The 11,195-nt window shown below is 44.4% G+C and carries 14 protein-coding genes; 9 read left to right on the top strand and 5 right to left on the bottom strand.

Annotated elements, in window-relative coordinates:
• Nucleotides 1–692: TraM recognition domain-containing protein (locus tag CALSC_RS23140; protein ID WP_088243595.1), on the top strand; the 692-nt coding region annotated here is incomplete at its 5' end.
• A 2-nt stretch (nucleotides 693–694) separates the two neighbouring features.
• Here CALSC_RS23140 and CALSC_RS23145 read toward each other — a convergent pair.
• On the bottom strand, nucleotides 695–1,093 hold the full coding sequence (locus CALSC_RS23145; RefSeq protein ID WP_088243596.1) for a hypothetical protein: 399 nt from the start codon (nucleotides 1,091–1,093) through the stop codon (nucleotides 695–697).
• Nucleotides 1,094–1,355: 262 nt separating this feature from the next.
• On the opposite strand from CALSC_RS23145, the gene CALSC_RS23150 reads away from it, so the two are divergent.
• On the top strand, nucleotides 1,356–2,405 hold the full coding sequence (locus CALSC_RS23150; RefSeq protein ID WP_088243597.1) for a DNA-methyltransferase: 1,050 nt from the start codon (nucleotides 1,356–1,358) through the stop codon (nucleotides 2,403–2,405).
• Between the two features lie 5 nt (nucleotides 2,406–2,410).
• Here CALSC_RS23150 and CALSC_RS23155 read toward each other — a convergent pair whose 3' ends face one another.
• Complete coding sequence (locus tag CALSC_RS23155) at nucleotides 2,411–3,073, bottom strand: BglII/BstYI family type II restriction endonuclease (protein WP_088243598.1); 663 nt, start codon at nucleotides 3,071–3,073, stop codon at nucleotides 2,411–2,413.
• Nucleotides 3,074–3,082: 9 nt separating this feature from the next.
• Nucleotides 3,083–3,304: a helix-turn-helix domain-containing protein gene (locus CALSC_RS23160; protein ID WP_088243599.1), complete on the bottom strand. Its 222-nt coding sequence runs from the start codon at nucleotides 3,302–3,304 to the stop codon at nucleotides 3,083–3,085.
• 230 nt (nucleotides 3,305–3,534) lie between these two features.
• Here CALSC_RS23160 and CALSC_RS23165 point away from each other — a divergent pair, with 230 nt between their 5' ends.
• The 3 genes from CALSC_RS23165 (at nucleotide 3,535) to CALSC_RS23175 (ending at nucleotide 5,833) form a co-directional block, all read left to right on the top strand.
• Nucleotides 3,535–4,122 carry a tyrosine-type recombinase/integrase gene (locus CALSC_RS23165; protein WP_088243600.1) on the top strand — a complete coding sequence of 196 codons (588 nt, stop codon included), beginning with the start codon at nucleotides 3,535–3,537 and terminating at the stop codon, nucleotides 4,120–4,122.
• 18 nt (nucleotides 4,123–4,140) lie between these two features.
• Nucleotides 4,141–4,362, top strand: coding sequence for a hypothetical protein (locus CALSC_RS23170; protein WP_088243601.1), 222 nt, complete (start codon nucleotides 4,141–4,143; stop codon nucleotides 4,360–4,362).
• A 61-nt stretch (nucleotides 4,363–4,423) separates the two neighbouring features.
• On the top strand, nucleotides 4,424–5,833 hold the full coding sequence (locus tag CALSC_RS23175; protein WP_088243602.1) for a replication initiation protein: 1,410 nt from the start codon (nucleotides 4,424–4,426) through the stop codon (nucleotides 5,831–5,833).
• 940 nt (nucleotides 5,834–6,773) lie between these two features.
• Here the strand turns inward: CALSC_RS23175 and CALSC_RS23185 are convergent.
• On the bottom strand, nucleotides 6,774–7,034 hold the full coding sequence (locus CALSC_RS23185) for a hypothetical protein (protein ID WP_088243604.1): 261 nt from the start codon (nucleotides 7,032–7,034) through the stop codon (nucleotides 6,774–6,776).
• A gap of 4 nt (nucleotides 7,035–7,038) precedes the next feature.
• Entirely contained in the window at nucleotides 7,039–7,701 is a 663-nt protein-coding gene (locus tag CALSC_RS23190) for a ParA family protein (protein ID WP_088243605.1), read from the bottom strand.
• Nucleotides 7,702–7,814: 113 nt separating this feature from the next.
• Here CALSC_RS23190 and CALSC_RS23195 point away from each other — a divergent pair, with 113 nt between their 5' ends.
• The 4 genes from CALSC_RS23195 to CALSC_RS23210 all read left to right on the top strand — a co-directional run.
• Nucleotides 7,815–8,537 carry a hypothetical protein gene (locus CALSC_RS23195; protein ID WP_088243606.1) on the top strand — a complete coding sequence of 241 codons (723 nt, stop codon included), beginning with the start codon at nucleotides 7,815–7,817 and terminating at the stop codon, nucleotides 8,535–8,537.
• Nucleotides 8,538–8,940: 403 nt separating this feature from the next.
• On the top strand, nucleotides 8,941–9,735 hold the full coding sequence (locus tag CALSC_RS23200; protein ID WP_159460681.1) for an N-6 DNA methylase: 795 nt from the start codon (nucleotides 8,941–8,943) through the stop codon (nucleotides 9,733–9,735).
• 328 nt (nucleotides 9,736–10,063) lie between these two features.
• Complete coding sequence (locus tag CALSC_RS23205) at nucleotides 10,064–10,402, top strand: plasmid mobilization protein (RefSeq protein WP_088243608.1); 339 nt, start codon at nucleotides 10,064–10,066, stop codon at nucleotides 10,400–10,402.
• Between the two features lie 3 nt (nucleotides 10,403–10,405).
• Nucleotides 10,406–11,195: relaxase/mobilization nuclease domain-containing protein (locus CALSC_RS23210; RefSeq protein WP_159460682.1), on the top strand; the 790-nt coding region annotated here is incomplete at its 3' end.

Below are 11,195 nucleotides of genomic sequence, written 5' to 3' on the forward strand. Positions count from 1 at the left end.
TGATGATGCGGAACGTGCAAGACTCCAGCAAGCCGAATTATAATAACCGACCTGTATTCTTTTGGATGGACGAATGCTCCAAGATGGTGACACCCAGAGACGGTGATTTTTTCAGTAAGTGCCGCGAGCAGATGGTGGCAAGTGTTCTGATCAATCAGAACATGAATAGCTATTTTGATAAGATGCAGGGAGTAAATGGGGCGAAGTATGCAACAGAAAATTTCCTAGACAATATAGGGCTTCACGTCGTCCATCAAGTCGATGCACTAACGGCTGAATGGGCATCGAGGCAATGCGGGAAAAAACTAAAAAAGGAGACAACAACCAGTCAGAATATCGGAGGAGATAATCCGAATTCTGGCGTGAACTATTCATCTGGCTACCAAGTACGAAATGTTGTAGAAGCTATCGAATTTATGCGATTACAGCGAGGCGGTTCAGAAGATGCAATTACGCAAGCAATATTGTTGCTGAGTAATCCCTATGATAGTGGATATGAAGTACAGTATCACATCAAGGTCGACTTTTATCAAGGTCACATGGATGAGGGCATCATTGAAGAACCCTATGGACTAGGTTTTCCGAAACAAGGAAAGGGAATGTTCGCAAAAATACAAGAGCATCCTACGACAGAGGAAAGGAAAAGTGTTGGGGGGTATCGTTACAGAGGTTTTGCGCGGTGGGAGGCGTAAATCTAAGAGTGATGGTAACCGCAGCTTTCATCATTCTTGACGAAGAAATTCATTTTTCTAAGGTCTCCGTCTCTTTGGCATTGTCCCCATGTTGCAAGGACAAAATCCTCATTAATTCTTATACAATGAATCGCCCAATCTGCTGCCCTATCTTCTGCACGGATGTGACTGGGGTCATGTGGATCGACCTTCCGCCAATCCAGCGGAACGCCCGAATCATTAAGATAATCCTCGAATCTATCGTTGTAAATTTTCTTTTTCATACGGTTGCTTAATTTACCGTAGAAACTGGGGTAAATGACGTTATCAAGAAAGTCTATGGGGCTGAGGAGCATATGCGAGAGCATCCCTTTCGGGTTTCTCTTTATAGCTTTCCACAAAGATTTTATTTTGCTGGCCATGCCCTTGTTTATCAAAAGGCATTACCATAAGTCAAATTTTTGCTTGGGGGTTGGTCATCGGGGTGGATGCAAAGCCCGCTTATTTGCTCCGTAAACTCCGCAAAACGACTTTGGCGTTTGCATCCACCCCGAAGCCCTTTAAGGGTTCTTTCTACTTCCACCTAGCGTAAAGCAAAAGGAATCAGACAGAAGCAACAGGGTATTGGAATTCCCTCTTTTTTAGTTTAGATTTGCATACTATAGTTAACTTTTAAGGAAAAAAATGAAATTGAACTACATACTTAATGGTGATTGTTTGGATTTACTCAAGGGGCTTCCAGACGAGAGTGTCGATCTAATTGTCACATCTCCCCCCTATAATATTGGGAAAGAATATGAGAAGAAAAAAGAACTGGAGGTTTACCTAGATAGCCAAAAGAAGGTTATTGAGGAATGCTACAGAGTTTTAAAGAAAACAGGATCAATATTCTGGCAGGTCGGGTCTTTTTCAGATAAGGGTATGTTAATTCCATTGGATATCAAGTTTTTTCCAATATTTGAGGGTCTAGGGATGATTCCACGGAATAGGATTATTTGGGTAAGATCTCACGGCCTACATGCCAAGAATAAGTTTTCTGCAAGGCATGAAACTATTCTTTGGTTCACAAAATCAGGTGACTATAAGTTTTTTCTTGATGAGATCAGAGTACCCCAAAAATACCAGAACAAGAAGTATCATAACGGAGACAAGAGAGGCGAGTACTCTTGCAACCCAGAGGGAAAAAATCCTGGGGATATTTGGGCTTTCAGAAATGTGAAGCACAACCATGAAGAACAAACAATACATCCTTGTCAGTTTCCTGAAGATCTAATAGAAAGAGTTGTTTTTTCTACTACTGAAGAAGGAGACGTTATCTTAGATCCTTATATGGGTACAGGTACAGTAGCAACTGTTGCGAAAAGGCATGACAGGAATTACCTAGGCGCTGAGCTTGATGATAAATACTATGAAGTTGCTATGAGGAGGATTTCCGGAACTCCAGATGAGAACGGAGTTTTCCCGAACTTGAGAACGCTAAGGGAGTATGTGGCACAGACAGGTGAAAGCATTGAAGGATATAGCTTTCAACTTCAAAAAGGCAAAAGAGCTACTGAAAAATCCAAGTCTAAAATATATCCAGAGCAACATCACCTTAAGGAGTTGGAAAAACGCCTCGATTACGAAGAGTCATTTTTTTCAGCGAAAAAGAATGAAGAAGATTTACCAGAAAGCCCATACAAGCATTTAAAGAAGAAGGATAACAGTAGTAAACAAGCCAGACTCTTTGAATAGGTAGCTTAGGACTTTGGGTCTTCAAAAGAGAATTTTGTCCCGTTTGTTATTTTATATTTTTTGGTTTCTTCTTTAACTGGAGTCCTCGAATATCTAGCATTTTCATACTCTGTCCATGTCACATCATTGACGGCATCAATCTCAGGGAATAGCCCAACCAATCTTGTCGGCACTGAAAAAATACCGTAACTGTGTAAGGAGTTTAGCTGTTTTACAGCTTGCTCATAATACAAGGTGCTATTGGAAGACGGGAAACCACCAGCTTTAGTTATTATTATCAATGCCTTTGTTGGGTTAGCTCCAAATTTTGTCTTCGATTTGAAGAAAAGCTCTGATCTAAGAATATTGTTAAGGAGAAAGGGATAGTTAGAAAACTGAACTTCTACGATTAGACCATTTTTCTCGAAGTCGATATCTTTTCCAAGAAACCTGAATGCTACAGGGATTTTAGGGTTATCCTGCCATGATTTTACTATTAAGCCATCTTTGAGATCACTATTTGTTCCTACAGGATCAAAGATTATTGATCCAATTTTACCAGCTTGATCCGAGGCTTTAATATGTAAGTTATGTGCAGTTATAACGTCAGATAGCTCCTTCCATTCAGTAGGGAAATCGCTTTTTAGTACTTGGTCAATTCCATTGTAATCAGTGTATTTAAATTTCATGGGATCTGATTATAAATCTTCGAATAGGTCTATTATTTTTACTTCGAGAGCATCAGCAATTTTCTTAATATTGCTAAGTGTTATATTCTTCTCTGCTCGTTCAATCATACCTATATATGTCCGATGCAAATCCGCTCTAAAGGCCAATTCTTCCTGAGAAAGCCCTTTAAGTTTTCTTAGTTCTCTGACTCTTTTTCCGAATTTTATTGTTATTTCACTATGGGAGGACATTGCTAATTTTAGTATGCACAAAGCTACCTTTAGTATTCACTTTGCGCCACATACTATTGTTAGCATATAGGGAGGGACGAAGTATAAGTAAATTAAGATATGGTACGTTCGCTTTCTGGTGGCCAGAAGGCGAACGGATAGAGTAAAACCGAGCTTGAAAGAGGGACTTTTAAGGGGTAAATTTTATCTTAGTGTTCGCATTACGAACAGACTACGAATAACTGGAGCCTATGAAGATCAACGCGCTTTATACATCATCTGGAGAGAGAAAATACCTGAATGCCGAGGAGCGAGAAGCTTTTAAGCGGTCGGCTCTTTCGATGCCTCCTCATATTCGCACCTATGGCTTGTTCATCTACTACACAGGGGTAAGGACAAGTGAAGCCTTGGAAGTGACTCCAGAGCGTCTGAACTTCGAGGATAACACCGTCCTGATCCGCACCCTCAAACAGAATCCAGACAAGCCAGACAAATACCGTGTTCTCGATCTTCCCGATACGTTTCTGTTTTCACTAGAGAGCGAGTATAAAGCCAAAACCAAGAAGCAGAACAAGAGAGGCCACAAGGTGCGGTTATGGCCATTTACTGACAGATCGGGGCAGAACTATATCAAACAGATCATGAACGAGGCAGGGATCGAGGGCGTGAAAGCCACAGCGCGAGGGTTACGCCACAGTGTAGGCGTGATGATGGCCATGAATAAAACCCCAATGAACGTGATCAGTGACGTTCTCGGCCACGAGAACCCAAAGAACACGTTAATCTATATGGAGATCATGGGCGCGGAACGGCGCGAGCTGATGTCTGCAATCTGGTAATCAAAAAGAGTTGGAGCAATGAAGAAGAAAACAACGATCATTAAGGGCAGCAAGCTCACCACTGACGGCGAGGAGTGGAGCGCGTGGGATAAGGTGCAGGAGGAAACAACCGAGGAGGAACGCGAGCAGATGAGCCTGCAAGATTTTCTTATTGCGATCAGTGAAGCAGAGAAGGCTGAGGCAGCAGAACCAAAAGCCGAGCAAAAGAGCGATAAAGACAACCCATTCCCATCTGTTTAAGCAAGCGAAAGATTAAATATTACATCGTTGATTTTCGTGTAATATATTGTATCTTTGTCCTATGACAAAGACAAATAAAAGACCTATTGGGCAACTTGTCGTTACACAATCGAACAGCTTGATCGAGGCCGATTATTCGCAAACGAATTTTTCGGTAAACGACTTGAAATTCGGGCGTCTTATTCTTGGTAAGCTTAACCCAAAGGACGATCAATCTAACAGGCTCGTTTACATCAATATCACAGACTACCGCCGATACATGGGGTACAAGATGAATACCCCTTATGGCCGTTTGAACGCTGATATAAAGAAACATTGCCTAGCCCTTAACTCACAGGTCATCTCCATTGCTTTGGATGATGGAAGCGTTCTGAATGCTTTTTTCATTTCATCGTACAGAATCGACAAGAACAACCAGAGAATTGAGGTAGAGTTATCAGGGCAGTTAAAGCCCCATCTCTTACAGCTTAAAAGCAATTACACATCCTATAAACTCTGGAATATTCCCCGATTAGACAGTGGTTATTCAATCCGTATGTATGAGCTTCTAGGAGCGCGGAGACGTTTTGGAAAACGGTTTTTTGAGGTCGAAGATTTAAAGGCAAAGCTTGGTTGTACTTACCCCCAATATGGGATTTTTAAACGTCGTGCTATCCTGAAAGCGCAGAAGGACACGCTAGAAAATACAGACCTTAGATTTGAGTTCGAGGAGCATAAGACAGGCCGTAAGATTACAGGTTTGACGTTCTATATTTATCCGAATGATCCAGAGGTTAATGAGGTGCAGCAAGTCTTTGCTTTCGTTGACGTTGATGAACGAGAAGCCAACGAAAACGGCTTTGATCGTGAAGTTATGGAAGCCTTCGCACAGCTTGGAATAAGCAAGGCAAACCTAGAAAAAATGCTGACCGAAGGTTGGGACATCATCGAGGACGAAGAAGCCCGTAGGAAGGCGCAGAAGCGTTGCAGAACGCTCTTTGAATACTACGGGGAAAAGCTAACCCTTTTGCAGCAATCAAAGGCACAGAAAAGCCCCGCAGGTTTCTTTATCAAGGCTCTTAAAGAAGATTGGCAGAACCCAGTATTGAGCAAGAAAAAAGAAGTGGCCAGAGCCAACCGACAGAAAGAAGCAAATAAACGGAAGCTAAGGAAGCTGGAAGACGAAAAGGACAAAGCATCAAGAGAGCTATATCAACTTACCCGCAAGGCGGTTATTTCCTTCTATGCTGACAAGGAGAGCGATTTAATGGCAATCATTGACCAAGTTTTGCCCGTAGGAAAGGTTGGACGCAGGAGCGTGAAAGCAAGCCTTACAGCTATCCAGAACTATCAGGAATCGCCTATCGTATCGGCTATGGTTAACGGAGAGATTAAGAAGACTAACCCATCTTTGTTAGAACATCTGGAAGGAAAGACGCAAGCTCTGGAAGCTCTACGCACAGAGATTGAAGCCTTAAAACTCAAAATGTAATAGTTCGTGGAAGGCAGTGAATATCTCCCATACTCAAAGTGTAATAGTTAGGTACAGGAAAACTCAAAATGTAATAGTTCGCTATTTTTGCACCTCGCTTAACTTGTTGATTTACAAGTATTTATATTTTACTCCATACTCAAAGTGTAATAGACCATACTCAAAGTGTAATAGTTAGTCATGTAACTCACTGATTTACAATTGATTATCGGAACAGAAAACAAGTTTACTAAAACAAGATTCTTGTTAAAACAAGAACAACGACTCAAAATGTAATAGTTCGCTACGCTGTTGTTCTTAATATGGAGCCGCGAGGCATCGCGGCAACAAGTTTTAGCTGTCTATATGGCGTTCGCTATCGCTCACAACTAAAATTTTTAGGTTTTCTTAGGCATCGGCTCACCGTGGCAGTGGCAGGGACAAAAACCAAGCGAGGAAATTTTTTGCGCGACACATATAGGTTTTTGCTATATGTTTTAACTCCCCCTTAAACGCAAAAAAGCGGATCGCCATAAACCGAGACTTCGGCCAGATGATCCGCTTTTTACGACTTATTTGCAAGGTAGTCGCCAAACCTTCTACTAAGCATTTCTGCCCCGTATGTCGGCACCGCTATCCCTAGTAGGTTGCTCCTCAGCAGAGCCTACGTCCGTTTCACGTTGCACCATAAAGATAGAAAACTTACAGATAGGATTCAACTCTTTTTGCTCTCCATGCCCTCCCCTACCCTCTCGGCATTTCCTAAAATCGCCATAGAAGCCCGTGGAGAGGTTCTGGTTTTTTTTGCTTGGCATGGGGCTGAAAATTCGCAGAACGCACCCAGAGCGTCTTAATTCTTGAATAGAGGCACGTTTGGAGATGGGTAAAAGCTCTAATGGGGAGGAAGGCTAAAAACTTTATTTACTGCAAAAAGTAAAACAGTAAAAAAGGTTTTACTGCATTACTGCTTATTGAGGTCTTCTTGGACAAGACCGAGAACATAGTCTCGAATGGTGGTTTTCTGGCTAAAGACGCGCATTTTCATACGGGCGTGGAGATCGCTTGGAACATCGACAGTAATACGGGTGACATCACTACTGCCCTTTGTGCTATGGATTTGTTTGATGATTTCTTGCTCATCGACACTGAGATCATCATCTGCCTTTTTGATGACCTTCTTTTTACTGCCGAGCTTTCCTAAGTCTAGATTTTTTTTCGCCATAGTTCTATCCTACAAGTTTTAAAGTCGAGGCTTTCTGCAAGACCTCGTTTGTTAAGTTGACCATTTCCTGACGGGCTTTATCAGCCTCGTCGCTTGTTGCTTCATAGACTCCCATGCCTTCGACGCTCGCCTCGTTGTAAATTGTCCGTGATCCTATCCGCGTTTGGAGAAACGGGAGATCGTAGTTTTGCTCTAGTGTTTCCCTTATCCCGCGATGAATGACTTTGCGGTCGTCATATTCATTCAGGAGGAAGTAAGCAGGAATTTCCCCCTTGATCCCTACCGCATCATTATACCGCGAGAGAAACTTATCCATAGTGCGGAAGTCCTGCGCCGATGGGCGCAGAGGAATCAGGATAAAGTCAGCGTTTAAGATGATACTGGTTGTCATGGCCGAGAGAGAGGGCGTTCCATCCACCAGAACAATCTCATAATCACGGTGGAGGCTCTTAACTGCTTTGCTAAAACCCTTCTGCTCGACAGCACCGACAACGGTAATTTCTGGCAGGGATTCATCCCTCGCCCCGTTCCAGCTCATCGAGTTCTGGTTTTCGTCAATATCGACAATACAAACCTTGTAGCCCATCTGTGCCAGACAGACCGCGAGGTTCTGGGTGATGGTGGACTTTCCTACCCCACCCTTCAAATTTGTGATTGCAACTATCATAAACTGCAAGATAACATTTTAAGAGACCTTAAAACAGGCTTGCAGTAAAAAATTAAAACCTGTATTACGCTTATACTGCAAACCTTTTTGCAGTATTGCAGTAAAAGAGTATTTTGCACTTATTAGAAAAAGCTGATCGGGGCGAAGTTTGGACGCTCTACCCCGTCAGCCATTCACAAACTTTAAAATCGTTTGCTATGTCCAAGGTAAAAAATTCACTCGTAAACAAGGACTTTGAGCGCGCTGTAAAGACACTCAGGCGCATCCTTCCCAAGCTCTCTTTCGGGCTTCTCATTGCCACCTATCTGATTAGTGCAGGGATTATGGTCATCCCGCACGTACAGGCAGGAGAGACAGTATTGTTGATTGTGGGATCGGTTCTCATTCACTTGGCCATCCAAGCAGGACGCGGAACGCTTGTGTTTTTCTTTCAGCTCAACCCTGCGCGGTATCAAAGCCGTTTCTCGTTGGCAATTATTGCTGCTACGCTTCTACTGGCTTTATCCATGTGGAACGCCTATGTGGTTTTCGAGCCGTTCGGGTGGTCGTGGATCATCCCCGTTAATACCCTCATGCTGATTGGTTGGATCATCGAGATCATGATCCTGAAAGAAACCATGTTCGCAACCAACATGGAGCTTTACCAGAACAAAGACCAGTGGGAGGAACTCAAAACCTTCTATGTGGCCAAGGCGCAGTTTCAAAACTTCATGGACGACATCAAAGACGGGAAGTACGACCAAGACTATCAATCCCCAGAGAGACAGGAGGAGGGAAACGGAGAAACGCCACCCATCGAGGAGGCGACTCCAGAGCTGAACGGCGCATACACGTAAAACCGCGTTTTTGTGGCGGGTGCGGTCGTGAATTGGCTTACCGCCCAGATCAAAGATCAACACTCGGTGCGTGTTCCCCGCGATGCAGAAAACGTATCCAGAGGAAACGCGCTCAAAAGGAGCTTGTCACGCAATAATGATTGATAGCCAGATTTTTATATACTGCAAAAAGGCTTGCAGTATTAAAGTTTTGCAGTAATTACTGCAATCTGTTTAAGGGGATACGAAAGAGGGTAGGGGCTTTACCCCCGTTCCTGTCAAACCGTATCCCCATCTTTCCGCACTGGCGTTTGTGCAAGACGGGTGATCCCCCTCGGTTATGACACTCCCACCCCCATTCTCGGCGAAGGCCAAGGTTGCAAGCAAGCAATGCAACCCAAAACCAAAGAGAGGAGAACGGGACATGATCCAGAACTTGACAGGCAATAGAGGTCTATGGGAAACCCTTCTGATGACCGCGAGCTACATTCCAGAGATATACAAGGACTTTACAAAGGCAGCCGAATGGCTGGGACGTAGGCACAGTATAAGCACCGTCTTTAATGACCTGCTGACAATGGGGATATGTAGCTTTCATGAAACCAACATCATGAGCAGACTCACCCAAAAAGACGAAGCCAATGAAGCCCTGTATATGGAAACGATCAAGCGATATGACAGAGAAGAACTTAACCAATTCGCCAAGATGATCAGTATGGTGAAGCTGAACGCTTATCAGGCTCCGTATTCGGATATGCTCGGCCAGTATTTTACCGAACACATCACCAGAGGACACAACGGCCAGTATTTCACCCCAGACGCTATTTGCCAGCTCATGGCACAGATGCAAGGAGAAAAGGAGAGTATCACAGGCAAACGGGTTGCCGATCCCTCATGTGGTTCCAGTCGCTTACTCTTGGAGTTTGCCCGAAACAATCCAGACAACACTTTTTATGGAGCTGACAACGCCAACACTTGCGCGAAGATGTCCGCGATCAATTTCTTTATAAACGGCCTGAAAGGGGAGGTAGTTTGGATGAACACGCTCTCGATGGAATGGTACGGCGGTTGGCATATCAACCGTTACCCACGTATCGGAATTATCCCGATTGAAAAGGAACAATCTGCCATGTGGTGGGAACCTAAAAAGACTCCAGAGCCACCCGAAGACATCAAGAGCTATGCAAGACCTGACGGACAGCAACTCATGCTATTCTGATAGGGTAGGGGAGATCAGAGATCAGCCAATAAACCAACTGCCATGGTGAGCTAATGCCTCAAAAAAACCTAAAAAATGAAAAGGTGTGAGCGATAGCGAACGCAAAAATTGTGGACGGGTCATATAGGAGCATTGCGGTTGTGGCTGGAAATCCGTAGCTTTGAATAAGAGCAGGATAGCAAGATATGCAAATGCACTCCAAAAACTCCCTAAGCGGTCACTTTTGAAGCACATTTACAAATCTTGCAAAGGGGTAAGACCCCGTTTGATCCCCTAGCAAACCCTGATTCATAGGGCTTGCTTTTCATACATTAATGCACTTGTAATTATGGCACGACCACGCAAAGCAAAACAGGACAAGCGCACAGAAAGGCTTCCATCACTTCGGATGACTCCGAAGGAACTGGAAGACGTAAAAGCAGCAGCAGCCAATGTCAACCAACCTGTTTCGCAGTATGCGCGTGGCATGATCTTAAACGGACAGATCGTTGCGGGTGGGGTTGAGGAAGTTGACCCCGCGCTCGTTCTGGAATTAAAGCGGATCGGAACGAACCTGAACCAAGCCGTGAAGAAGCTCCACCAAACAGGTGTTCCTAATCCTATGCTTGAAGATTCGGCCAAGCAGCTTAACGCTTTCATGGATCAGCTCATCGAAAAACTCTTATGACGCATGGTGCCAAGTGTTGCAAAACGAGGGAGTTCTTTCAAAGGTGCAGGGGCATACTATCTCCACGACAAAGGCAAGGATACAAGCGAGCGTGTAGCGTGGACGTTGACCCATAATGTGCCGACCCAAGACCCTGAAAAAGCCCTCAACTGGATGGCTTACACGGCCATTCACGCCGAGGACATCAAAGCCGAAAGTGGAACGAGCAGGGCAGGGGCAAAAAGCCAAGGAAAGCCCGTTTATGCGTATTCTTTGGCATGGCATCATACGGATCAGCCGAACCGTGAGGAAATGGAAAAGGCGGCGTTTTCTTCTCTTGAAAAATTGGGCTTGAAAAATCATGAGGCTGTCATCGTCTGCCATCAGGATCAGGAGCATCCCCACATCCATGTGATCACTAACCTGGTCGATCCTGAAACGGGCAAAACCCAAGCCCCCAAGATGGACTATAAACAGCTCTCGCATTGGGCGCAGGCGCATGATCTGGAACATGGCCGTGACCATTGCCCGTTGCGTCGTGAGAATAACGCGAAGCGATACAAGGACAAAGCCAAGACCCAATTTGTCAAGCATAACGAGAAACGCCACGAACGCGCAGCAATGTTTCAGGCGATTGCTGATCGTTCCAAGACAGGGCAGGAGTTTCGAGACGAGCTGGATGCAGCAGGGTACACGTTGGCGCAAGGACATAAAGGCCGAATTGTCATCGTCGATGATCGGGGGAAAGTTTTCAGTCTTACGAGGCAGCTTAAGCATGAGAACGGAAAGGGCTATCGCGCTAAAGACCTAAGAG

The sequence above is a fragment of the Calothrix rhizosoleniae SC01 genome, assembly GCF_900185595.1.
GTDB lineage: Bacteria > Cyanobacteriota > Cyanobacteriia > Cyanobacteriales > Nostocaceae > Calothrix_A > Calothrix_A rhizosoleniae.

Bases quoted from the DNA above. Each gene is read 5' to 3' on its own strand.
- CALSC_RS23145 (WP_088243596.1), bottom strand. From the start codon at position 1,093: ATGGCCAGCAAAATAAAATCTTTGTGGAAAGCTATAAAGAGAAACCCG.
- CALSC_RS23150 (WP_088243597.1), top strand. From the start codon at position 1,356: ATGAAATTGAACTACATACTTAATGGTGATTGTTTGGATTTACTCAAG.
- CALSC_RS23155 (WP_088243598.1), bottom strand. From the start codon at position 3,073: ATGAAATTTAAATACACTGATTACAATGGAATTGACCAAGTACTAAAA.
- CALSC_RS23160 (WP_088243599.1), bottom strand. From the start codon at position 3,304: ATGTCCTCCCATAGTGAAATAACAATAAAATTCGGAAAAAGAGTCAGA.
- CALSC_RS23165 (WP_088243600.1), top strand. From the start codon at position 3,535: ATGAAGATCAACGCGCTTTATACATCATCTGGAGAGAGAAAATACCTG.
- CALSC_RS23170 (WP_088243601.1), top strand. From the start codon at position 4,141: ATGAAGAAGAAAACAACGATCATTAAGGGCAGCAAGCTCACCACTGAC.
- CALSC_RS23175 (WP_088243602.1), top strand. From the start codon at position 4,424: ATGACAAAGACAAATAAAAGACCTATTGGGCAACTTGTCGTTACACAA.
- CALSC_RS23185 (WP_088243604.1), bottom strand. From the start codon at position 7,034: ATGGCGAAAAAAAATCTAGACTTAGGAAAGCTCGGCAGTAAAAAGAAG.
- CALSC_RS23190 (WP_088243605.1), bottom strand. From the start codon at position 7,701: ATGATAGTTGCAATCACAAATTTGAAGGGTGGGGTAGGAAAGTCCACC.
- CALSC_RS23200 (WP_159460681.1), top strand. From the start codon at position 8,941: ATGATCCAGAACTTGACAGGCAATAGAGGTCTATGGGAAACCCTTCTG.
- CALSC_RS23205 (WP_088243608.1), top strand. From the start codon at position 10,064: ATGGCACGACCACGCAAAGCAAAACAGGACAAGCGCACAGAAAGGCTT.